Origin of the sequence: Planococcus sp. 1R117A, assembly GCF_051417975.1 — a bacterium.
GTDB lineage: Bacteria > Bacillota > Bacilli > Bacillales_A > Planococcaceae > Planococcus > Planococcus shenhongbingii.
Window position 1 is genome coordinate 581,292 of sequence record NZ_JBPRLO010000002.1, and the last position, 22,888, is coordinate 604,179.

A 22,888-nucleotide genomic window follows, 5' to 3' on the forward strand; every position below is an offset into this window, starting at 1 on the left:
TGTCCATCTTCCTCTCGCCTATGAATTTTATTCATAAAAAAAGACGCCTTTTAATAGGCGCCTTCCAGTGTTTTCAATACATCCATCTTCACGGGTTTCCAGCCTTTTCCGTCAATCCATTCCAAATGGACACGGTATTTTTCTGATTGATCTTTAGACTGGACGACACCGATCGACTTTTGAGGGCCACCGCCATTTTTTATCATCATAACATACATATTGTCTTCAGCTAGACCCGTTGCATATGTAATAGCTTTGATTTTTTCTTTCCAATCAACTGAATCTTTTTCATAAACCGAAACATGCTTGCCCTTTTGAGTAGTGCCTACCGGCTCCCAGCTCGTATTGATGATCGACTCTGCCACGATGGGATCATTTGAAGCTTCCCGGGTAATCGTGCCGCCAACAGTTACTTTGCCTTCTTTTGTTTTTTCGGCTTCTTCAGCTTTTTCTTTTTCTTCTTTAGCAGCTTCTTCCGCTTTTTTTGCTTCTTCGGCTTCAGCTTCAGCTTCAGAATCCTTTTCTGAGTCTTCAGCAGCGTCTGCTTCTTCAGTGTTGCTTTCTTCTCCACTCGTTTGCTGTTCAGTATCTGTTGTGATTTGGACAGATTCCGGTTCCTGGGCGCTTTGTTCGCCATTATCAAGGAATATAAAAGCTCCGGTAATAATAACTAAAGTAAACACCAACCCAATCATCATATTTAGAATGGAATTCGACCGGTTCTTTTTATTCAAACGAGAAGGATAAGGTTTTTTTTCATCATTCATATTCTTGCCTCCTCTTCAAATTATTTTAGCATAATGCTATGTTACAAATTTGACGTTTTAGCAAAAGAAATGTTTCATTATCGGCCTTTTTTAAAAAAACAGCCATTCTAACTAAGAATGGCTGTCCGAATTAGGTAATTGAAACTATCTTAATTTCCATTTCGCCACCTGGAGTCAAAACTTTAACATTTTCACCAATTGAACGTCCAATCATGCTTTTGGCAATAGGTGAATCATTGGAGATGCGGCCTTCAAGAGGATCCGCTTCTGCCGAACCAACGATTGTATATGATTCTTCTTCGCCGTCCGGAACTTCCACAAAAGTTACGGTTGTGCCTAAACGGACGATATCTCTATCTAATTCATTTTCATTTATGATAACTGCATTCCGGACCATCGATTCCAACGTAGAAATACGGCCTTCCACAAATGCTTGGTCTTCTTTAGCCGAATCATACTCAGAGTTCTCGGATAAATCCCCAAAACTGCGAGCTACTTTAATCCGCTCAACGACTTCTTTCCGTTTTACAGTTTTTAAGAAATCCAGTTCTTCCTCCAACTTCTGCTTTCCTGCAGCTGTCATTGGAAATTGTTTCTCGTTCGCCATTATTCCCCACTCCTTAAACTGCTGACTTTGGATGATTTTTGGTAAACACCCGCCAGTCTGGTCTCATCATATTATAAACTGTCAATCTATTCAAGAATTGTTTTAATTTTTGTAACCATTAAATCAATTGCTACTTCGTTTTGCCCGCCTTCCGGGATAATCACATCAGCATATCGTTTTGTCGGCTCGATAAACTGGTTATGCATAGGGCGCACAACGCTCAAATATTGATCAATTACGGAATCGATGGTCCGTCCCCGTTCGTTGATGTCGCGCAGCAAACGGCGAATTATGCGCAAATCCGCATCCGTATCCACAAACAATTTAATATCCATCAAATCGCGGAGGCGCTGGTCTTCTAGAACCAGGATGCCTTCAAGAATGATGACGTCTTTCGGCTCAATCAATACAGTTTCATCAGAACGCGTATGTAGCGCATAATTATAAACCGGTTTTTCTATCGGCTGCCGTTGCAGCAATTTGTTGATGTGTTCAATCAGTAAATCTGTATCAAATGCCAGCGGATGGTCATAGTTCGTTTTCAAACGTTCTTCAAACGCTAAATGGCTTTGATCTCTATAATAATAATCTTGTTCAATCACCACTACTGAGTGATCTTTGAATACTTCATAAATGGAATGCGTCACGCTCGTTTTACCTGAGCCCGAACCACCTGCAATTCCGATTACAACCGGACGGTTTTTAGACATGCTTTCAAGCTCCTTGCAAACTTCATTATTTTTCCTGCGCCTTTTTTCTGCAAATCATGATTCCATCTCCTGCAGACAGCAGCGTCGTTTCGTAAGACGGGTGATTTAACATATGTTCTTTAAATTTTCTTAAATTCCGGATCATCGTCCGTTTTCTTCTCGGAACCTCCGAAATTTCCTGCTCTGACAAACCGTGCATATGCATATTATCACAATAAATAATTCCGCGTTCAGACAAAAGCTTCTCATATTTTTCGAAAAACCGTTCATATTGCCCTTTAGCGGCATCTATAAAAATAGCGTCATACGCCGGTTTTAACATGTCCAAATCCAGCTCAAGCGCATCTCCATGAAAAATCCGTATTTGGTTTTCAAGACCGGATTGCCCGATGAATTCCACTGCTTTATCATACCTGCTGTCATCACGTTCGATAGTATCAACTGTGCAATCCGGCAATTCAGAAGCCATTTTGATGGCTGAAAACCCAATTGCTGCTCCAATTTCCAGAATCGATTTCGGCTGCTGGCTTTTCAAAAGCTCGATGAGTTCGCTGATTCCTTGTTCTTCCATGATCGGGACATGATGCTGTTCCGCGTAGCTTTTTAATGCCGCCAATATTTCCGGCAGTTGTAGATGATGTTCCATTCTAAAAGCTCCTTTTTACCTGCAGCAAAAATTACTTCCTATACTAACATAAAACAAGAAGGAAAGCGAGACCGCCTCCTTCTTGTTTTATTCACCTTGCGTAAGCAGGTCCTTATAACTGCCATGCAGCAGAAACAAAAGACCCGGCTTCTTTATCCCGCTTTTCAAGCGGCAGATCCACTAAAGTCCGATTGGTTCAACTAGCACTCTGCGGGGACGTAGCCCCGCTGAGTGAGTTTCACTTTATCCCGCTTTAACGGCCAGTACGACTCCCGCTTTTCCAAGCGGCAAGTCTACTGTCCATAAAAGTCCGATTGGTTCAACTAGCACTCTGCGGGGACGTAGCCCCGCTGAGTGAGTTTCACTTTATTGGCCGATGTATTTGTCGCGGTTCGCTAAATGCTCGTCATAAGTTATAGCAAAATGATTTTTGCCGGTAGAATCAGCAAGGAAATATAAATATTTTGTATTGGCTGGGTCTAATACGGCCTGGATGGACGACGCTCCGGCTGAAGCAATCGGGCCAGGCGGCAAGCCTTTATTGGTGTAAGTGCTGTAAGGATGCTCAAATTGGTAGTCTTTATTGAACAGACGTTCTTTGTGTTCTCCCATCGCATAAATGACGGTCGGGTCTGTCTGCAGCGGCATATCCGCTTCCAGACGGTTATAGAACACGCTGGCAATCGTCTGCCGGTCGGACTGTGCTGTGGCTTCTTCTTCCAGCAGCGACGCGAATGTCAGGAGCCAATGCGGCGTTTTTCCCATCTCTTCGAGTACCGCTTGATATTGTACGACATTTGCCTCTGTCGCTTCAAGCATTTGCTCGATTATTAAGTTCAGCGATGGATCTTCTTCATAAAATTCGTAAGTGGCAGGGAACAAATAGCCTTCTAACGCATAACGGACATTCTCGCCTTTGATTTCATCCGTCAGCAATGTCGGGTACTTGACCATCAATTCATCAATGTATTGTGGATCCTGCACTTTAGCCAAAAATTCTTCAGCAGTGAATTTTGTCTTTTTGGCAATGACATTTTCAGCGATCTGGTCTATTGTCAGGCCTTCAGGCACCGTAATATTGAACAGCGGTTCACGGTAGACTTTTCCGGTTTTCAAGCTTTCAGTAATTTCATCAAGAGTCATAGAAGGCAGCAGCCCGTATGTCCCGGCTTGGAAATCAGCCTGGTTCTTGAATTTCACGTAATACTTGTAAATGCGCGCATCGGCGATAAGACCGTTTTCTTCCAGCAGTGCTGAGATGCTGTCCAAATTCGAGCCGATCGGCACTTCTATGTTCACAACTTTTTCTGAATCCGGGTCTACCGGCTTCAATGCATCAGTCACATAATTATAGGCTTGAAATCCTGCAATGCCCACAACGATCAAAAGGACCAATGTGATGATAAACACAATGCGACGGACGATTTTCACTTCTTTTTTCTTTTCACTCATCCGTTCGAACATTATTTCTTTTTTCGACTGCTTGTCCACGGGTTCCCCCCCTTAGCTTTTTGCTTTCCCCCGTTTCAAAGGCCAGTATGCCCCCCTTTTAAAGTCGGAGGTCCACTGGCCGTTAAAACCCGATTTGTTCATCTAATCTGCGTAAAGATAAAGAAGCGCCACTGAGTGAAGTTTCTCATTATCAGTATACCTAATTCCTGACAAAAGAAAAAGGCGGAATCTGCTTTCAATTCCGCCCCTTGCTTCATTAGATTAAAGCTCTTCGTTCTCTTCTTCTTCGTCAAGGAACGTGTTCAGCATTTCTTCGATCATGTCCCATTCTTCGTCAGTTTCAACAGGGCGAAGTTCGCCGCCAGCAATTTTGCCGTCTGTGTCTTCGTTTTCAGTGAATGAAGAAGCTTGGATTTCAATTTCACCATCTTCATCTTCTTCAGCACCTACCGGGTAATACAATACATATGATTTCCCGAATTGTTCTGAGTCAAATGTGAATAGTACTTCAAATAGCTGCTCGTTGCCGTTTTCATCAACGACTGTAATGTGTTCTTGTCCGTGTTCCATTTGCGTCACCTCATTATTTTTTAAAATCAAGATAGCCTTGCAAAATCATGACCGCTGCCATCTTGTCGATCACTTTTTTGCGGTTTTTCCGACTGACGTCAGCTGAAATCAGCATCTTCTCCGCCGCCATTGTCGTCAGACGTTCATCCCAAAGGACCACCGGTATAGCATACGCTTCTTCCAGCAAAGCTGCAAACTTTTCCGATGCTTCGGCTCGCGGGCCAATGGAATTGTTCATGTTTTTCGGATATCCAACTACGACTTGGGTGACTTCATAAGATTTGATCAATTCGCCTAAGCGCTCAAATCCATACTCTCCTACAGCCTCGTTGATTTTCACCGTCTCGATGCCTTGGGCTGTCCAGCCAAGCGCATCACTGATGGCAACTCCGATTGTTTTTGAACCGACATCCAGTCCCATTATTCTCATGCTTATTCCTCATTATTCTTTTTGATATAGAACTTTACAAGCTCTTCCAGAATTTCATCCCGTTCGAGTTTGCGGATCATATTGCGTGCATCCTGATGGCGAGGAATATAAGCCGGATCACCTGATAATAAATATCCGACAATCTGATTGATCGGGTTATAGCCTTTTTCCTCAAGTGCAGCATGGACTTGAAGCATCACTTGCTTCACTTCCTGCTCCATCGATTCATCAGACGGATTGAATTTCATAGTTTGATCAAATGAACTCACGACAAGCACCTCGCTTTCGGATCTAGATAGGAGAAAACCGCTCTCGCTGTCTGAATTATATTATATACGATTTTAGGTATTTATTAAACCTATTTGAGCAAGTTGTAGACAGATTCCAAAGCTTCGCCCAGTTTTTCCGGGTTTTTCGCACCTGCCATCGCCATATCGGGACGGCCGCCGCCCTTGCCGCCGCACTGTTCTGCTACGTGTTTGACGATTTGTCCGGCATGATAGTTCCCGCCTGCCAAATCTTTTGTGACGCCGGCGATCAGCATCACTTTTTCGCCGTCTGTCGCACCGAGAACGATGACCGCTTTTTCAAACTTTTGCTTCAAGTCATCCATAATCTGGCGCAGCTGATTATTGTCTTTCGCTTCCACTTTCGTAGAAAGAACTGTAATATCGCCGACTTGGCGTGCAGAACTCAACAATTCGGAAGACTGTGCATTTGAAATTTTCGCCATCAGCGACTCGTTTTCACGCTGCAGCCCTTTCATTTCCTGCTGGAACGTCTGCACTTTCTGGACCATGTCTTTTGGAGATGTTTTCATCAGGCTTGCCGCTTCCTCAAGCGTCCGCTCGCTGTCTTTCAAGTTCTCATATGCCCCTTTGCCGGTGACCGCTTCGATGCGGCGGATGCCGGCACCAATGCCGCTTTCTGAAACAACCTTGAAGACGCCGATTTCTGAAGTGTTGACGACATGGACGCCGCCGCAAAGTTCCAGTGAGTAGCCGCCGATTTCAACCACACGGACAACATCGCCGTATTTCTCGCCGAATAACGCCATCGCTCCCATGTCTTTTGCTTCCTGCAAGTTATGGTAGCCGGTTTGGACGTCAATGCCGCTCCAAATTTTCTCGTTGACGATTTGTTCAATCTGCTCGAGCTCTTCTTTTGTTACTTGCCCGAAATGTGAGAAGTCAAAACGCAGACGGTCTGGTCCAACGTATGATCCTGCTTGGTTAACATGCGTTCCAAGAATATCTTTAAGCGCTTGGTGCAATAAGTGTGTCGCTGTATGATTTTTCACCGTATGGCGGCGTTCGCTTGCGTCAACTTCTGCAAAAACAGCTGACTTTGTCAATTCACCGGAATCAACACGCACCGAATGCAGGTTTTGGCCGTTTGGCGCTTTTTTGACGTCAAGCACAGATACCTGCACCAAATCATTGCTCAAGGTTCCGCGGTCGGCAATCTGCCCGCCGCTTTCAGCATAAAATGGCGTTTGGTCCAAAATCACTTGAACTTCTTCGCCTTCTTGGGCACTGTCAGCCAGTTCGCCGTCTTTGATGATTACCAGCACATTCGCTTCAGCTGCCGTTAAGCTATAGCCGATAAATTCGCTTGGCTCTGTAATGCTGCCCAGCACTTCGGATTGCGTCTGCATCGAATTGACGCTGTGGCGCGCTTTTCGTGCCCGGTCACGCTGTGCCTGCATTGCCGCTTCGAAGCCCGCATGGTCGATTGCCATGCCGCTTTCTTCCGCATACTCTTCCGTCAGTTCCACCGGGAAGCCGTACGTATCATAAAGGCGGAAAGCATCTTCACCCGGAATTTCCGTATGGCCTGCCGCTTTTTGCTGTTCGACAACCGACGATAAAATCGCCAGTCCGTCGTGAAGCGTTTCGTGGAAGCGTTCTTCTTCCAATTTCATGACGCGGATAATAAAATCCTGCTTTTCATTGACTTCAGGATAAAAGTCTTTCATGATATCACCCACAACCGGCACCAATTCATACATGAACGGTTTTTCAATGCCCAGTTTTTTCGCATAGCGGACAGCGCGGCGCAGCAGTCTTCTTAACACATAGCCGCGGCCCTCGTTCGATGGCAAGGCGCCGTCGCCGATTGCAAAAGCAACGGTGCGGACATGGTCAGCGATGACTTTGAATGCCATGTCGGCTTCCCCGCCTTCCCCGTATTTCTTGCCGGAAATCTGTTCGGTTTTCTGGATAATCGGCATGAACAAATCGGTATCGTAGTTAGTCGGAACGTCCTGCACAACCGAAGCCATGCGCTCAAGCCCCATTCCGGTATCGATGTTCTGCTTCGGCAGCGGCGTGTAAGTATTGTCCGGGTTGTGGTTAAACTGCGAGAACACCAAGTTCCAGACTTCCAGGTAACGGTCATTCTCGCCGCCCGGATACAATTCAGGATCGTTCGAGTCGCTGCCATAGGATTCACCGCGGTCATAGAAAATCTCAGAGTTCGGGCCGCTTGGACCTTCGCCGATATCCCAGAAATTCCCTTCCAAGCGGATGATGCGTTCAGCCGGCACACCGACTTCATTTAGCCAGATATCATATGCTTCTTCATCTTCCGGGTGGATCGTCACGGACAATTTCTCCGGTTCGAAGCCCATCCAGCGATCGTCGGTCAAGAATTCCCAAGCCCAGTGGATCGCTTCTTTTTTGAAATAATCGCCGATCGAAAAGTTCCCGAGCATTTCAAAAAATGTATGGTGGCGGGCTGTTTTCCCGACGTTCTCGATATCGTTTGTCCGGATCGATTTTTGGGCGTTGACGATTCTCGGGTTTTCCGGAATCACACGGCCGTCAAAATATTTTTTCAGTGTTGCCACGCCGCTGTTGATCCACAGCAAAGAAGGATCTTCAAATGGCACAAGCGGTGCACTCGGCTCCTGGTCATGGCCTTTTTCTTTAAAGAATTCGAGATACAATCTTCTGATGTCTGCAGCTTTCATCGTCTTCATGGTTTTCATCTATCTTCCTCCTTAAGCATAATAAAAAGCCTTCATCTCTTGCGCTTGCGCAAGGGACGAAGGCTTTATTTCGCGGTACCACCCTAATTACACAGGCAGCTTTCACCCATGTCTCTCATTACGCCTTAACGCGGCTTTACGGCAGGGATTAGCTGCACTCCGGAGTAGCTTTCTAAAAATGCATGGCGAAGGTTCTTTCAGCCCGGGAACCTCTTTCTAAGCGGATGCGAATTTTATACTGTCTCCATCTGAGTGTTGTTTATTGATATAGATTGAATTATATAGAAAAATGCTTGGCTGTGTCAATAGAGACGATTGTTTGAGCTTTTTCTGTAAAGTTATCTGGATTTTGTAATACGACCAATAAAGTTTAGAATACGGCCAGTAGAGTAAAAAATACGACCAGCAACAAAATAAATACGACCAATTAAAGCGAAAATACGATTCTAATTAAAAAAAGCGCCCGTGACGGACGCTTGTTTTACGCTTCGAGAAAATCCTGCGGCTTGATGCCTTCCATGCCGATCAGCGGATGGATCGTGTTGGCGTTTTCCGCAGTCAAGCTCACCGGGCCGGCCGGTTCTTTAACTTTTTCCACCGGCTCTTTGGTTTCGGCGGCGGCGATTGATTCCGCTTCCGCGGCAGCCGTTTCTTCTTCAGGCAGCTGCAGCCGTTCTCTTAATGTGGTCATGCGCTGGACATCATCTGTCCGTTCAACGCCGTAGCGGAACACCTGCGGATCGCCGCAAAGAATCAAGAAATCTTTGCTTCGTGTGATTCCCGTATACAATAAATTGCGCCGCAGCATTTTCATATAGCTGCGGACGACGGGCATGATGACCGTCGGAAATTCCGAGCCTTGCGCTTTATGGATCGAGCAGCAATACGCGAGCGTCAGCTGGTTCAAGTCGCTGCGCTGGTATTCCACTTCAATGCCGTCAAAAGAAGCCACCAGCATGTCCTGCTTCTCGACCGTTTCTTTCGCTTTCATGATGGCGACCACTTCACCCATGTCACCGTTAAAGACATTGCTTTCCGGCTGGTTGACGAGCTGCAGAACTTTATCTCCGATGCGGTATGAGATGTCGCCGAAAACCAGCTCTTTCCGTTTGCCGTCCGGATTCGGATTGACCATTTCCTGGATCATGCGGTTAAGTGCATCGATGCCGGCCGGCCCTTTGTACATCGGTGCGAGCACTTGGATGTCCTTGATGGAATGGCCTTTGGCAAGAGCACTCTTCACCACTTTTTCAACCACTTCCGGTACTTGTTCAGGTCCCGCTTTGATGAACGATCGGTCCGCTGTTTTCGCGGTGATATCGGCCGGCAGCTGGCCAACTTTCATTTGGTGGGCCAGTTCAATAATCGAAGATCCGGAAGACTGCCGGTAGATATCAGTCAGTTCGACGGTCGGGATGCGTTTTGATTCCAATAAATCACGTAGCACTTGCCCCGGCCCGACTGGTGGCAATTGATCTTGGTCCCCGACGAAAATGATTTGGGCATCTTCAGGCACGGCTTTCAGCAATTGATGCGCCAGCCACGTATCGACCATCGACATTTCATCAATGATAATCAAACGGCCTTCAATATCCCGTTCGGTTTCTTCTTCTTTTTCCTGTCCATTAAAGCCGAGCAAACGGTGGATCGTCATCGCCGGCAGGTCCGTCGATTCACTGAGCCGTTTCGCTGCCCGCCCTGTTGGCGCCGCCAAAATGATGGGGAACGGCTCTTTTTTCTTGGCATAGTCTTTCGGATCGAGCGACAAGCCATGAAGTTCGGCATACACTTCGACCAAGCCGCGGACGACCGTCGTTTTGCCGGTTCCCGGTCCACCGGTCAAGATCATGACTGACGAGTTGATGCTGTTTTCGATGGCTTCCACTTGCGTTTCCGCATAATTGACCTCGAGCCGTTCTTCCGCTTCACCAAGCGCCCGCCGCACTTCCGATGCAGGAAAACGTTCGCGTTTCGCTTGGGAAGCCAGCATCGTTTCCAGCTTCGTCGCAATGCCCAGTTCTGAATAATAAAGCGACGGCAAATAAAGCCGGGTTTTTTCCCCTGCCACTTTGCCTTCTTCATTCAATTCAATCATCGCTTTTGAAATCAATTCAATCGGTATTTCATCTCGCGGATTGATTTCAAGCATTTCTTTAACCAGCGGAATCAGCGTTTTGGCATCGACATAAACATGGCCTTCCGACAGCGAAGCCTGGTTCAATAAATGCAGAATCGAAGCTTTGATGCGGTCCGGATGGCTTCCGGTAATGCCGAGTTTCGCGCCAAGTTCATCGGCGCGCTGGAACCCGATCCCTTCAATTTCTTCGATCAACCGGTAAGGGTTCTTCGTTAAAATATCAATCGTTTCTTCCCGGTACGCCTGGTAAATGCGCATGCCGACTTGAGGGCCGAATCCCCAGTCATTCAACTGAATCATGACTCGCTCCAGCCCCAGGTTCATCTGCAGCGTCGAGCGGATCGTATCTTTTTTGTCATCGGACAAACGCGGCACCGCATCGAGCGCTTCCGGGTCTTCCAGAATCTTTTTGATGGCCTCTTTACCGAGTTTTTTGACAATCGTCTCCGCTGTTTTGCGGCCGATACCGTTGAACATATCACTCGACAAATAATGGATGATCCCTTGTTCGGTTTCTGGAACTTCTTTTGTAAAAGTTTTCACTTGGAACTGGACACCATATTTCGGATGATTTTTCACAGCCCCCGTAAAACGGTATTGTTCCTCAAGCGACAGTTTCGGGAAATAGCCAGAAACGATGATTTCCTTTTCTGGATAGGAGGTGTTGGTTTCCTGGATTTTCACTTTGGCGATGGAAAATAAATTTTGGGGATTGTGAAAAATCGAGACGACGGGCCGGCCTAACACGAATTGTGCTTCTTCATGGAATAAATCAATTTGTCCGGTCATATCTGCCGTCTCCTTTCACAGTTTTATTGTAGTTTTGTAGCAATCATATCATACGCATAACGCGCCATTTCATTGCGGTCATCGAGTGTATAAGCTTGTTTCAAATGATGCATGGCATCTTGGACGCGGTCTGTGGATACCGCGTAAAGAACACCGAGGTTATAATGCGCATCCGCGTGGTTTGGATCTTGCTCCAGAACCTGCAAAAACTGCGGTTCCGCCAGCTCGAACAATTCCATCGAAGCAAGCGTTATGCCGTAGCTCAATCGCGCTTGCACATCAGCCGGGTCTAATTCAACCGCTCGCTGAAGATACGGAAGCGCCAGTTTCGGCTGCTCCAATTTCTCGAAGCATTTGCCGATCATGAAATGCGCGTCCGCTCCTTCAAGGCCGTATTGCACTGCTTTTTCATACAATTTCAATGCTTCCGCATATCGCTCCCCATTGAAATACAAATTGGCCAGGCCGTAATATGCGGTAGCCGAAGTTTCATCCAGCACAAGCGCTTTTTGGAAAAAACGCTCTGCCCGCTCTACATCGTCCATAGACGTCAATACATGGCCGAAGTTGATATAGCCCAGCGGATTGTTCGGTTCTTCTTCAATCGCCTGCGTAAATGCTTTGATCGCTTCTTCGGTATTTCCTTCTTGAAGGGCTTGAATGCCGATTTCGTTATAATTCATCATTGTCTCTCCTATTAACCTACATATTCCAGGCGAGCGCCGTTTTTAAAGACGCGGTCAATGGTTCCGCCGCCCAGGCATTCTTCGCCGTCATAAAAAACAACCGCTTGTCCTGGTGTAATAGCTCGAACGGGCTCGTCAAATGTCACAATGGCTTCTTCGCCTTTAAATTCAACTGTTACGCCAACATCTGCTTGGCGGTAACGGAATTTCGCTGTGCATTTCAATGTGCCAGTCGGTGCCGTATCCGCAGTGAAACTCAAGTTCACTGCAGTCAAGCTGTCGGAGAACAGCGCTTCATGGTTGATATTCTGGCCGACAAATAAAATATTCTTTTCCAAATCTTTGCCGATCACAAACCACGGATCTCCTGCTCCACCAATGCCCAGGCCTTGGCGCTGGCCAATTGTGTAATACATCAAGCCGTCATGGCTTCCTTTTTTCACGCCGTCAAGCGTTTCCATTGAGCCTGGCTGTGCCGGAAGATATTGGCCAAGGAATTCCTTGAAATTGCGTTCGCCAATAAAGCAGATGCCGGTTGAGTCTTTTTTCGTAGCTGTGGCAAGCCCTGCTTCAAGTGCGATTTCACGCACTTTCTTTTTTTCCATATGGCCGATCGGGAACATGACTTTAGACAATTGCTCCTGGTTTAATTGGTTCAGGAAATACGTTTGGTCTTTGTTATTGTCTTTGCCGCGCAGCATTTTTGTTTCGCCATTTTCCATATGCTCGACTTGTGCGTAATGGCCGGTCGCCAAATAATCCGCACCGAGGCTAAGGGCATGCTCGAGGAATGCCTTGAACTTGATTTCTTTATTGCACATCACGTCCGGGTTCGGTGTGCGCCCTGCTTTGTATTCTTCCAGGAAATAAGTGAACACTTTATCCCAATACTGTTTTTCAAAGTTGACCGCATAATACGGAATGCCGATCTGGTTGCAGACGCGGATCACGTCTTCATAATCTTCCGTCGCAGTGCAGACGCCGTTTTCATCGGTGTCATCCCAGTTTTTCATAAAGATTCCGATGACGTCATAGCCTTGTTCTTTCAATAAATACGCGGCAACCGAAGAGTCGACCCCTCCGGACATGCCGACGACAACACGTATATCTTGTGGTGCTTTCGCAGTCATTTATAATCACCTTTTCATTTTAGCGCCAAGCGCTTACTGATTTGAGCTGTTTTTTCAGCAGCTTCTGTTATTTGTGCTTCGGTCAAGCCGATGCCGAAACTGAAGCGAATCGAATTCCGCAATTCTTCAGCCTGTTCGCCGTACATGGCGACCAGAACATGCGACGGATCGATGGAACCCGCTGTACAGGCCGATCCGCTCGATGCCGAAATTCCGGCAAGGTCCAAGTTCACAAGGAACGACTCGATTTCGATCCCGGGCAGGCTGAGATTCAGGATATGCGGCAAAGGGTTGATGCCGTTTTCCTTGAATTCCACGCCTTCCTCCCGGAGAACGTTTTTGAAGATTTTTTTATATCCCTGATAGGCAGCTTGTTTCTGCTCCATCGTTGCTAGTGAAATTTCCACCGCTTTGGCGAACGCCGTGATCGCCGGAACATTTTCGGTTCCTGCGCGGCGCTTCCGTTCCTGTTCCCCGCCATATAATAACGGGGCGAGCGGCGTGCCTTTGCGCTGGTATAAAAAGCCGATGCCTTTCGGTCCATTCAGCTTATGGGCGGATACGGACAATAAATCCACGTGCAGCCCCTCCACGTCAATCGGCAAAACGCCATACGCCTGAACGGCATCGGTATGGAATGTGACATCGGTGTCTTTCAAAAGCTCCCCGATTTCCGCAATGGGCTGGATGGTCCCAATTTCATTATTGCCCAGCATGATGGTCACTAAAATTGTATCGTCCCTCAAAGCATTTTTCACGTCTTCTGCTCGCACTAAGCCGTTTTTGTCAACCGGCAAATACGTGACGTCATAGCCGTCGCTTTCCAATTTAGCACAGGCATGGAGAACAGCATGGTGCTCAATCGTAGAAGTGATAATGTGCTTTCCCTGCTTTTTGGCAGCCGTACCGAAAATCGCGAAGTTATCCGCTTCCGTCCCGCCGCTCGTGAAAATGATTTCCGGGTCGTTGGCGTTGATGCTTTTCGCAAAAATGCGGCGTGCATCATCCAGCGCTTTTCGTGCGATTCTTCCCGTTCCGTGGATGCTCGAAGGATTGCCGAATACAGTCCCGAGCGCTTGTGAAAATACATCAGCCACTTCCGGATGCATCGGAGAAGTGGCCGCATGGTCCAAATAAATTCGATTCATTTTGACTGACTCCTTATATATAGAACATATAGTTTTCGTTATCGGTGTCTTGCGTTTTGGTTAAATCTTCAATCGTCGTGGTATCCAGCACATTTTTTACCGCGTCCCGGATGCGGACCCATAATTCCCGCTGCGGCTGGGCTTCGTCTTCAATGCCTTCAACCGGCTGAATCGGCCCTTCAAGGACACGGATCACATCACCGGCTGAAATTTCTTTCGGCGAACGCGTCAGCATATAGCCGCCGTATGCGCCGCGCACACTTTTGACCAGTCCGGAATTTCGAAGCGGCCCGACAAGCTGCTCTAAATACGCTTCAGACAAATCATAGTCCGCTGCAATTTTACGGAGCGGAATGGGCCCTTCTCCGTAATGTTTTCCTAACGCGATCATAATGGTTAAGCCGTAACGGCCTTTTGTTGATATTTTCATCATTACACCCCTGAATCAGATTCCAATTATTCTTCAAAATAGTATATCATACGTTACATGAAATGGACTTGCAATGACTTTTATTTGTCGAAACGATATACTGATAGAACGAATGTACGGAAGGAGTTTTTGATTTGCAGAACGAACCTTTAGCTTTCCGTATGCGTCCGCGGACAATCGATGAAGTTGTCGGACAACAGCACGTCATCGGACCGCATACGGCATTATATAAAATGATACAGAACGGCCATGTGCCGTCGATCCTGCTTTACGGCGAGCCAGGAATCGGCAAAACATCCATTGCCCACGCCATCGCCGGAACTTCCAAACTGCCGTTCATCGCCCTGAACGCGACGACGTCCGGCAAGAAAGACGTCGAAGAAGTAGTCGCTGAAGCGCGCATCACCGGCAAAGTCCTGCTGTTTCTGGACGAAATCCATCGTTTCAATAAACTCCAGCAAGACGCGCTATTGCCGCATGTCGAAAGCGGTGCCATCGTGCTGATCGGCGCCACGACGGAAAATCCCTTTCATGACGTCAACCCGGCCATCCGTTCCCGCTGCGGCGAAATCAAGCAGCTGAAACGGCTGAAGCATGAAGACATCGTCCAGCTCTTGAACAATGCTTTGTCAGATTCGAAACGCGGGCTGGGCAATTACGACATTGAAATCTCACTGGCCCAAGTCGAACGCATCGCGGAAGGCACAAACGGAGATGCCCGCAAAGCGTTGACGATGCTCGAATCGATCGTTGTCGCATCGGATGAGCGTGACGGTAAATATATCGTCGAAGACCAAATGGTTGAACAAATGATCAAACGCGTCGGCGTCTTCGGCGATAAAAAAGGCTCCCACTTTTATAACCTGCTTTCGGCGCTGCAAAAATCAGTGCGCGGCAGTGACGTCAATGCCGCCATGTATTATTTGGGGCATTTACTCGAGAACGGCGATCTTACAGCTGTGACGCGCCGTTTGCTGGTCATGGCTTATGAAGACATCGGTCTCGCTAACCCGCAAGTCGGCGGCCATGTGCTGGCTGCCTGCCAAGCGGCAGACCGGCTCGGCTTGCCGGAAGCCCGCATTCCACTGGCGCAAGCGGTTGCCGAGATGTGCTTATCGGAAAAATCCAATTCTGCCTACAAAGCAATCGACGCAGCCATGGCGGCGATCAATAAAGGCGACACAGGCGATATCCCGATGCATCTGCGCGACGGCCATTATGCCGGTGCAGCCGAACTCGGCCACGGCGGCTATAAATATCCGCACGACACGCCGCTTGGATCTTACGGCGGCTGGGTCGACCAGGATTATTTGCCGAAAGAAGTGAAGTCCGCGGAGTATTACCAGCCGGTCATCGCCGGTGCAGAGAAGAAATACGCTGGAATCTACGAGAAATTGAAATCGTTCCGGAAGAAAAAATAAATAGTCGAAGCCATTTCCGTCCGTGAAATGGCTTTTTTCTTTATTTATTTGCGCTTAGCTAATTTTATTTGCGATCGTGGATGGTTTATTTGCGTTTAAAAACTTTTATTTGCGTTCGTGCGGAGCTTATTTGCGTTCATTAAAATTCGACATCCAGAACCTAACTCTACGACCGGTTTTGATGCTTTTCGCCAGCGAAAAGCGCTCTTTCTTTTGGCATCCGTCTTTTTAAATTCCCCACACAAAAGCCGGCTCAACTTGCGAGCCGGCTTTTCTTTAATTATTTCTGACGCGTTCGATGGGAATCGAGCGGGTGATATCGTTGACTACCCAGCTGGCGCAGATCAAGCCGACAGTTGACGGTGTAAAGGCGTTCGAACTTGGCGGCATTTTCGCTTTGCGGATGGCTGCATCCGGCTTGCCGACTGTTTCTACCACGTCTTGGCGGATCACGATCGGGCTTTCGTCCGAAAACACGACTGGAATGCCTTTTCGGATGCCCGCTTCGCGCAATTTTTTGCGGATGATTTTTGCCAGTGGATCCGTATGAGTTTTGGAGATATCAGCAATCTGGAAACGCGTCGGATCGGTTTTATTGGCAGCACCCATGCTTGAAATGATTTTAACTCCGCGTTTATAGCATTCCTGCATCAAATGAACTTTATAAATCATCGTATCCGATGCATCAATGACATAATCCGGTTCGTAGCTGAAAAATTCTTCATATGTTTCTTCAGTATAGAACATATGTAAAGAAATCACTTCACATTCCGTATTGATATCCGCGATCCGGTCTTTCATGACGCCGGCTTTCGATTTGCCGACGGTCGATAAATTGGCGACCAACTGGCGGTTGATATTGGTGATGTCGACATCGTCTTTATCGACCAGTATAATCCGTCCTACGCCGCTTCTGGCACATGCTTCAGCAGCAAAAGAACCTACTCCGCCAACGCCCAGTATAGCGACGGTTGTACCTTTCAACAATTCGATTCCTTCTTTGCCTACTGCTAATTCATTTCGTGAAAATTGATGTAACATGATTTCCCTGCCCTTCACATTCAAAGATGATACGTCTGTCTAATAGGAATTATACACAAATAAAAACCCTCCGACAAATTGCCGAAGGGCGTAAAGTTAAAATAATGGAGAATCCCGATCGTGCCGTCCTTGTGTTGCATATCGTTTTTGAACCCGCTTCAAGCAGGTGGGTGACCGCTTTATCACTTATAACTTCCCGCTAAAGAGGCATGTTAGCCATGATAAAATTTGGTCTCCCGACGACAAAATGTTGGGTCAAAACTGAATAGCTTAAAACGAACACATCAGGATTCTCTACTACTTGTATGTTAGCATACCTTATTTATTTGCACAAGATATTTACTCTGGTACTTTTTCATTATTCTGAATATTGACAGATAGGCTCAATTCTTCAAGTTGTGCTTGTGAAACCGGACTTGGTGCATCCGTCAATAAATCGCTGGCGCTCGCTGTTTTCGGGAATGCAATCGTATCACGCAAGTTCGTGCGCCCAGCCAATAACATTACGAGACGGTCCAGGCCGAAAGCAATTCCGCCGTGCGGAGGCGTGCCGTATTCAAAAGCATCCATCAGGAAGCCGAACTGCGCACGCGCTTCTTCTTCAGTGAATCCAAGCATCTGGAACATTTTCTCCTGGATGTCGCGGCGGTAAATACGCAATGACCCTCCGCCCAGTTCATAGCCGTTCAATACAAGGTCATACGCTTGTGCACGGACTTTTTGAGGTTCTGTCGTCAAGATCTCAAGGTCTTCTTCAAACGGCATTGTGAACGGATGGTGAGCTGCATAATAGCGCCCTTCTTTTTCATCGTATTCAAACAACGGCCAGTCTGTGATCCATAGGAACTTAAACTGTGTATTGTCGATCAAGCCGAGTTCCTTGCCGAACTTCAAACGTAAAGCGCCAAGTGCATCCGCGACTACCGATGAAGAATCCGCTACGAATAAAAGAAGATCTCCCGCTTCAGCTTCTGCACGTTCAGTTAAAGCAGCCGCTGCTTCGCCTTCAAAAAATTTCGCAATCGGTCCTTTAATGCCTTCTGCTTCCACTTTCAACCAAGCCAAACCTTTTGCTCCGTATACGGCAGCGAACTCACCAAGCGCGTCGATATCTTTGCGTGAATAATTTGCCGCTTGCCCTTTGACGTTGATCAATTTCACTTGTCCACCGTTTTGAACTGCTCCGGAGAACACTTTGAACGAAGAATCTTTCACCAAATCGGAAACGTTGACCAATTCCAGTCCGAAACGCACATCCGGCTTATCCGAACCATAACGGTCCATCGCTTCGGTATAGTTCATGCGCTGGAATTTCGGTTCAATGTCGATGCCTTTAACATCGCTCATCATCTGAACCATCAATCGTTCGTTCATCTCGATGATTTCTTCCATTGATTTAAAGCTCATTTCCATATCAATTTGTGTGAATTCCGGCTGGCGGTCAGCACGCAAATCCTCATCACGGAAACAGCGGGCGATTTGATAATATTTATCAAAACCGGAAACCATCAGCATCTGCTTGAACAATTGCGGTGATTGAGGAAGCGCATAAAATTCACCATCATGTACACGGCTTGGCACCAAATAATCGCGCGCGCCTTCAGGAGTCGATTTCGTCAAAATCGGCGTTTCCACTTCCAGGAAGCCTTCTTCATCCAGGAATCGGCGAACCGATTTTGTAATGTCCGAACGCATTTTGAACGTTTCAAACATTGCCGGCCGGCGAAGGTCCAAATAGCGGTATTTCAAGCGCAAGTCTTCACTGACCTCTGTGTTGTCGTCAATTGCAAAGGGCGGGTTTTTCGCTGCGTTGATAATCGTCGCATGGTCCACTTGCACTTCCACTGTTCCGGTTTTCATCGTTGGATTGACTTGGCCTTCTGATCTGGCAACGACCAGCCCTTCAATATGCACCACAAATTCGTTGCGCAATGTTTCGCCGATTTTTGCTGCTTGTTCGGAAATTTCAGGGTTGAACACCACTTGGACAATGCCGCTTCTGTCGCGGACATCGACAAAGATCAAGCCGCCTAAATCGCGTCGCTTTTGCACCCATCCTTTTAATGATACGCGCTGGCCAATGGCCGATTCGTTGACTTCTCCACTATAATGCGATCTCGACATATCTATTCCTCCAAAATTTATAATCGTTATTCTTTATTTAATTCATTGATATGTTAAATACATTTATTAAGTTGAAAAAAATATTTTTCACCAGTCGATATTCCGCTAAACAGCTACGCTTTCCTGCGGGCGAGCGCCAAGCCTCCTCGGTCGCTTTCGCTCCCTGCGGGGTCTTGGCTGTCTCGTCGCTACGCTGCCCCGCGGGAGTCTCCGCTGTTTTGCTCCATATCTAAGTGAGCAATCACCAAAGAGCTCTCTCAATAATTCTTTCTTTTCTAAAAAGCTTATCCAGCGAAGAGCTTGCGCGAGAGCACAAGTCTTTGCCTTACCCAAAGCGGCCGAAGCGGGTAAAAATGGCGGACCACTTATTTTTTCTTAATCGTTTCAGCAATATCTGCGAATGAAACTTGTTGCTGTTCACCAGTCGCCATTTCTTTTAAAGCAACTTGGCCGCTTTCCATTTCCGTCTCGCCGATGACAATCACATAGCTTGCGCCTTTGCGGTCAGCGGATTTCATCTGGGCTTTCAGTTTCCGGCCGGTATAGTCCATATCTGCAGAAATGCCCGTAGAGCGCAGCTCTTGGATAATGCTGAATGCTTTTTTCTTGGATGCATCGTCCATGGCGATTACATAAACTTCGAGGTTCTGTGACTGGCCAATTTCGACTTTTTCCATTTCCAAAGCCAATAATAAGCGCTCGATGCTCATTGCAAAGCCGATTCCCGGTGATTCCGGTCCGCCCAAATCTTCAACGAGCCCGTTGTAACGCCCTCCGCCGCAAAGTGTGGTAATGGCGCCAAAGCCTTCTGCATCGCTCATGATTTCAAAAGCGGTGTGGTTGTAATAATCCAGCCCGCGCACCAAGTTCGGGTCCACGACATATTCAATGCCCAGCTCATCCAGGTACATTTTGACTTGGTCAAAGTATTGCTGGGATTCTTCGTTCAAATAATCCGCCAAAGAAGGTGCAGTCGCCATCAACGGGTGGTTGCGGTCCACTTTGCAGTCAAGGATGCGCAACGGGTTTTTCTCAAGGCGCGTCTGGCAATCGCTGCAGAACTCCTCAATGCGCGGTTCGAAATGCTGCACAAGCGCTTCTCTGTGTGCAATGCGGCTTTCTGTATCTCCAAGAGAATTCAGGACTAGGCGCAGCCGTTTCAAGCCGACTGAACGGTAAAGTTCCATCGCCAATGAAATCACTTCGGCATCGATTGCCGGATCTTTGGACCCGATCGCTTCCACGCCGAATTGGACAAATTGGCGCATGCGGCCAGCTTGCGGACGCTCGTAACGGAACATCGGGCCTGTATAGAAAAGTTTAACCGGCTGGTCCGGCAAGCCGAATAATTTATTTTCTACAAAAGAACGGACTACAGAAGCCGTGCCTTCCGGACGAAGCGTCAAGCTGCGGTCGCCGCGATCCTGGAAGGTATACATTTCTTTTTGTACGATATCAGTTGTGTCGCCGACACTGCGCTGGAACAATTCCGTGTGCTCGAAAATCGGCGTGCGGATTTCCTTGTATTGATAAAGCCGGCATAGCTCATTGATTTTCTGTTCGACTTCCTGCCATTTGGCGGACTGGTCCGGCAATACATCGTAAGTGCCTCTTGGTGCTTGAATATTCATCGATTTCACTCCTTTATTTTTCCATACAAAAAAGCCCCCGCCCCTTGCTTACGCAAGGGACGAGAGCTTTTATATCAGCTTCCGCGGTTCCACCCTAGTTGATGCCAAAAATTCCGGCATCCTCTCATTCCGGGTAACGGCCGGTTCCGTTTTTTCCTAATAAGCGAGAAACTGCGCCTTTCAGAAAAAAGCCTCTAAAGTGTTTTTCATTACAGATCCCTGCAGGAAAGTTTACAGCCCAGGACTTCCCTTCTCTTTTCAGCCAATCTTGCAATTACTTTCTTCGTCATCAGCAAATTTATATAAGTATAATAAACTTAATCTTAAGGACTCCCCCAAAACTTGTCAACCTTTTTTGACAAATGGCCGGATTTTTTTAATAATACAAATAGAGCTACTTTTAAGGAGGTGCATAATGAACCGCAAATGGCTTATTGCTCTTATTTTATTTATTTTATTGGCATCGGGATTGTTTCCTGCCCCTGCTGCCGATGAAGCTCTTGCGGCAACCGAGAATGTTGAAATTACAGGATCGACCGTCAACATACGGTCAGGGCCTGGACTTTCGTATAGCGTTTCAGGTTCACTTGCAAAAGGTGAAAAGGTTTCTGTTGTGTCCCAGAGCGGCGACTGGCTTGAAGTGAAAGCCGATGGCGAACAAGGATGGATTGCTTCTTGGCTGACTGCCAGTGCTGAAGCCGGCAATGCTGAATCTGAAGCTGCAGGAAAAACCGCCGTTTCTGCCGTTGACCGCTTGAATGTCCGGTCACAGCCCGACCTTTCCGCTTCTGTCCTCGGACAAATGAATGCTGGAGACCAAGCGGTGGTGATCAGTGAAGCAGGTGAATGGATTGAAGTTGATTTCCGGAATACACGTGGATTTGTGTCAAAACAATACATAAGCACTTCCGAACAAACAGCCGAAAAACCGGCTCCGGCAACAAGCAGCGTTTCTTCTTTTGAAATTGCCGTGGATGCCTTGAACGTCCGAGAGAAACCGGATCTCAGCTCGTCAGTCGAAGCGACCGTCCAAAAAGGCGAGGTTTTCACTGTGGAGTCAATGGATGGCAACTGGGTGGAAATCCGGATTTCCAGCGATCAAACCGGCTGGGTATATTCTTTTCACGGACATCTGTCCGACCAATCCGCTCAAGCAGTGGAAAAAACTTCGGCAGAATCGGGAAATACTGTAACGGTCATTACCAATGGCACGAATTTGCGTGCTGAACCGTCAACCGCCTCCAGCGTAGTCAGCCGTGCGGATGCCGGCGACGAGCTGGCGGTCGTCCAGCAAAACGGGGACTGGTACCAGGTTTCATTGCCTGATGGCAATTCCGCTTATATCGCAACTTGGGTTGTGACAAAAGGTGAAACTGCAGCCGAGGAAAGTGAAGAAAAAGAACTGCCCGCCCGTAAAAAAGGCACTTTGAACGGATTGACGATTGTCCTTGATCCGGGCCACGGCGGCAATGACGGCGGCACAGTTGGCGCCCGAAAGACGAAAGAAAAAGATTTGACGCTGCAAACGGCCGAGACGCTGTCGCATCATCTGCGTTCCGCAGGTGCTGACGTCATCTTGACCAGACAATCCGATACTTATGTCGATTTGCGGAAACGGGTCTCCGCCGGGCATCAAGTAGCAGCTGATGCATTTATCAGCCTCCACTACGATGCTACGGAAGACAATAGCGTCTCCGGGTTTACTGCATACTATATGCACGATTTCCAGGAACCATTAGCTGAATCCATCAATTCAGGGCTCAGCCGAAAAATCGATTTGCGCAACCGCGGCGTCCAGCAAGGAAATTACTTGGTGCTGCGCGAGAACCATCAACCGGCCGTCTTGATCGAACTCGGTTATTTGAGCAATTACAACGACGAGCGCATTGTGACGACAACGAAATTCCAGGAACAAGCAGCACTCGGTTTGTATACCGGAATTGTCAATTATTTTGATGGACAAGTAGAATAGTAAAATAAAGCAGCACGGGAGGATTCGTTCTCTCGTGTTGCTAGGCTGTCGAGAAATTCTCGGCAGCCTTTTCCATTTCGCTCCAGGGCGGACGCTTTCCGCGGGGTGCGGCCTGAGCCTCCACGCTCGCTGGCGAAGACCGTGTACTCCTGCGCCGCCTTCCGCTGCATTCAACTTCCTTCTATTACTTTTAGAAATTCTCTAA

Annotated in this window: 19 protein-coding genes, 1 other RNA gene and 1 other annotated feature; of the genes, 2 read left to right on the forward strand and 18 right to left on the reverse strand. The window is 47.4% G+C overall.

Translation table 11 applies throughout. The annotated features are described in order from the left end of the window. Positions 1–50: 50 nt before the first annotated feature. From ACSFXN_RS08330 to cymR, 14 genes are all read right to left on the reverse strand, one after another. Entirely contained in the window at positions 51–767 is a 717-nt protein-coding gene (locus ACSFXN_RS08330; RefSeq protein WP_437149670.1) for a YrrS family protein, read from the reverse strand. A gap of 130 nt (positions 768–897) precedes the next feature. Further along, the gene (gene greA, locus ACSFXN_RS08335) at positions 898–1,374 is read right to left on the reverse strand and encodes a transcription elongation factor GreA (protein WP_300992531.1); all 477 of its coding nucleotides are present in this window, start codon (positions 1,372–1,374) and stop codon (positions 898–900) included. An 86-nt stretch (positions 1,375–1,460) separates the two neighbouring features. Continuing rightward, positions 1,461–2,084 (reverse strand): uridine kinase, encoded by a 624-nt coding sequence (udk, locus tag ACSFXN_RS08340; protein ID WP_437149671.1) that lies wholly within the window; start codon positions 2,082–2,084, stop codon positions 1,461–1,463. Positions 2,085–2,109: 25 nt separating this feature from the next. Then, positions 2,110–2,730 (reverse strand): O-methyltransferase, encoded by a 621-nt coding sequence (locus tag ACSFXN_RS08345; RefSeq protein ID WP_437149672.1) that lies wholly within the window; start codon positions 2,728–2,730, stop codon positions 2,110–2,112. 366 nt (positions 2,731–3,096) lie between these two features. Continuing rightward, positions 3,097–4,221, reverse strand: coding sequence for an endolytic transglycosylase MltG (gene mltG, locus ACSFXN_RS08350; protein WP_437149673.1), 1,125 nt, complete (start codon positions 4,219–4,221; stop codon positions 3,097–3,099). 222 nt (positions 4,222–4,443) lie between these two features. Further along, positions 4,444–4,752, reverse strand: a complete 309-nt coding sequence (locus ACSFXN_RS08355; RefSeq protein WP_300992525.1) for a DUF1292 domain-containing protein — start codon at positions 4,750–4,752, stop codon at positions 4,444–4,446. A gap of 13 nt (positions 4,753–4,765) precedes the next feature. Then, entirely contained in the window at positions 4,766–5,182 is a 417-nt protein-coding gene (ruvX, locus tag ACSFXN_RS08360; RefSeq protein WP_300992523.1) for a Holliday junction resolvase RuvX, read from the reverse strand. Positions 5,183–5,184: 2 nt separating this feature from the next. Then, positions 5,185–5,451, reverse strand: a complete 267-nt coding sequence (locus ACSFXN_RS08365) for an IreB family regulatory phosphoprotein (protein WP_300992522.1) — start codon at positions 5,449–5,451, stop codon at positions 5,185–5,187. Positions 5,452–5,540: 89 nt separating this feature from the next. Beyond that, the gene (alaS, locus tag ACSFXN_RS08370; RefSeq protein ID WP_437149915.1) at positions 5,541–8,165 is read right to left on the reverse strand and encodes an alanine--tRNA ligase; all 2,625 of its coding nucleotides are present in this window, start codon (positions 8,163–8,165) and stop codon (positions 5,541–5,543) included. 490 nt (positions 8,166–8,655) lie between these two features. Continuing rightward, entirely contained in the window at positions 8,656–11,100 is a 2,445-nt protein-coding gene (recD2, locus tag ACSFXN_RS08375; RefSeq protein WP_437149674.1) for an SF1B family DNA helicase RecD2, read from the reverse strand. A 23-nt stretch (positions 11,101–11,123) separates the two neighbouring features. Then, positions 11,124–11,783, reverse strand: coding sequence for a tetratricopeptide repeat protein (locus ACSFXN_RS08380; RefSeq protein WP_437149675.1), 660 nt, complete (start codon positions 11,781–11,783; stop codon positions 11,124–11,126). Positions 11,784–11,797: 14 nt separating this feature from the next. Continuing rightward, positions 11,798–12,916: a tRNA 2-thiouridine(34) synthase MnmA gene (gene mnmA, locus ACSFXN_RS08385; RefSeq protein WP_437149676.1), complete on the reverse strand. Its 1,119-nt coding sequence runs from the start codon at positions 12,914–12,916 to the stop codon at positions 11,798–11,800. Between the two features lie 14 nt (positions 12,917–12,930). Beyond that, positions 12,931–14,064 carry a cysteine desulfurase family protein gene (locus ACSFXN_RS08390; RefSeq protein ID WP_437149677.1) on the reverse strand — a complete coding sequence of 378 codons (1,134 nt, stop codon included), beginning with the start codon at positions 14,062–14,064 and terminating at the stop codon, positions 12,931–12,933. Between the two features lie 13 nt (positions 14,065–14,077). Further along, a complete protein-coding gene (gene cymR, locus ACSFXN_RS08395) occupies positions 14,078–14,494 on the reverse strand; it encodes a cysteine metabolism transcriptional regulator CymR (RefSeq protein WP_300993342.1) in 417 nt (138 codons plus the stop codon). Positions 14,495–14,628: 134 nt separating this feature from the next. On the opposite strand from cymR, the gene ACSFXN_RS08400 reads away from it, so the two are divergent. Further along, a complete protein-coding gene (locus ACSFXN_RS08400; RefSeq protein ID WP_437149678.1) occupies positions 14,629–15,915 on the forward strand; it encodes a replication-associated recombination protein A in 1,287 nt (428 codons plus the stop codon). A 276-nt stretch (positions 15,916–16,191) separates the two neighbouring features. Here ACSFXN_RS08400 and ACSFXN_RS08405 read toward each other — a convergent pair whose 3' ends face one another. From ACSFXN_RS08405 to hisS, 4 genes are all read right to left on the reverse strand, one after another. Next, positions 16,192–16,956, reverse strand: a complete 765-nt coding sequence (locus ACSFXN_RS08405; protein WP_300992514.1) for a tRNA threonylcarbamoyladenosine dehydratase — start codon at positions 16,954–16,956, stop codon at positions 16,192–16,194. 107 nt (positions 16,957–17,063) lie between these two features. Beyond that, positions 17,064–17,250, reverse strand: a non-coding RNA gene (gene ssrS / locus ACSFXN_RS08410) — 6S RNA. Positions 17,251–17,295: 45 nt separating this feature from the next. Further along, a complete protein-coding gene (aspS, locus tag ACSFXN_RS08415) occupies positions 17,296–19,080 on the reverse strand; it encodes an aspartate--tRNA ligase (protein WP_437149679.1) in 1,785 nt (594 codons plus the stop codon). 365 nt (positions 19,081–19,445) lie between these two features. After that, positions 19,446–20,711, reverse strand: coding sequence for a histidine--tRNA ligase (hisS, locus tag ACSFXN_RS08420; protein WP_437149680.1), 1,266 nt, complete (start codon positions 20,709–20,711; stop codon positions 19,446–19,448). Between the two features lie 52 nt (positions 20,712–20,763). Continuing rightward, positions 20,764–21,010 (reverse strand) — a binding site (T-box leader). A 116-nt stretch (positions 21,011–21,126) separates the two neighbouring features. On the opposite strand from hisS, the gene ACSFXN_RS08425 reads away from it, so the two are divergent. Continuing rightward, the gene (locus ACSFXN_RS08425; RefSeq protein ID WP_437149681.1) at positions 21,127–22,683 is read left to right on the forward strand and encodes an SH3 domain-containing protein; all 1,557 of its coding nucleotides are present in this window, start codon (positions 21,127–21,129) and stop codon (positions 22,681–22,683) included. Positions 22,684–22,888: the final 205 nt, after the last annotated feature.

What these genes read in the sequence shown, in the direction of transcription:
- ACSFXN_RS08390 (WP_437149677.1), bottom strand. Translation starts at nt 14,064, where the DNA reads ATGAATCGAATTTATTTGGACCATGCGGCCACTTCTCCGATGCATCCG.
- udk (WP_437149671.1), bottom strand. Translation starts at nt 2,084, where the DNA reads ATGTCTAAAAACCGTCCGGTTGTAATCGGAATTGCAGGTGGTTCGGGC.
- ACSFXN_RS08345 (WP_437149672.1), bottom strand. Translation starts at nt 2,730, where the DNA reads ATGGAACATCATCTACAACTGCCGGAAATATTGGCGGCATTAAAAAGC.
- alaS (WP_437149915.1), bottom strand. Translation starts at nt 8,165, where the DNA reads ATGAAGACGATGAAAGCTGCAGACATCAGAAGATTGTATCTCGAATTC.
- ACSFXN_RS08380 (WP_437149675.1), bottom strand. Translation starts at nt 11,783, where the DNA reads ATGAATTATAACGAAATCGGCATTCAAGCCCTTCAAGAAGGAAATACC.
- mnmA (WP_437149676.1), bottom strand. Translation starts at nt 12,916, where the DNA reads ATGACTGCGAAAGCACCACAAGATATACGTGTTGTCGTCGGCATGTCC.
- greA (WP_300992531.1), bottom strand. Translation starts at nt 1,374, where the DNA reads ATGGCGAACGAGAAACAATTTCCAATGACAGCTGCAGGAAAGCAGAAG.
- cymR (WP_300993342.1), bottom strand. Translation starts at nt 14,494, where the DNA reads ATGAAAATATCAACAAAAGGCCGTTACGGCTTAACCATTATGATCGCG.
- recD2 (WP_437149674.1), bottom strand. Translation starts at nt 11,100, where the DNA reads ATGACCGGACAAATTGATTTATTCCATGAAGAAGCACAATTCGTGTTA.
- ruvX (WP_300992523.1), bottom strand. Translation starts at nt 5,182, where the DNA reads ATGAGAATAATGGGACTGGATGTCGGTTCAAAAACAATCGGAGTTGCC.
- ACSFXN_RS08405 (WP_300992514.1), bottom strand. Translation starts at nt 16,956, where the DNA reads ATGTTACATCAATTTTCACGAAATGAATTAGCAGTAGGCAAAGAAGGA.
- aspS (WP_437149679.1), bottom strand. Translation starts at nt 19,080, where the DNA reads ATGTCGAGATCGCATTATAGTGGAGAAGTCAACGAATCGGCCATTGGC.
- hisS (WP_437149680.1), bottom strand. Translation starts at nt 20,711, where the DNA reads ATGAATATTCAAGCACCAAGAGGCACTTACGATGTATTGCCGGACCAG.
- ACSFXN_RS08355 (WP_300992525.1), bottom strand. Translation starts at nt 4,752, where the DNA reads ATGGAACACGGACAAGAACACATTACAGTCGTTGATGAAAACGGCAAC.
- ACSFXN_RS08425 (WP_437149681.1), top strand. Translation starts at nt 21,127, where the DNA reads ATGAACCGCAAATGGCTTATTGCTCTTATTTTATTTATTTTATTGGCA.
- ACSFXN_RS08330 (WP_437149670.1), bottom strand. Translation starts at nt 767, where the DNA reads ATGAATGATGAAAAAAAACCTTATCCTTCTCGTTTGAATAAAAAGAAC.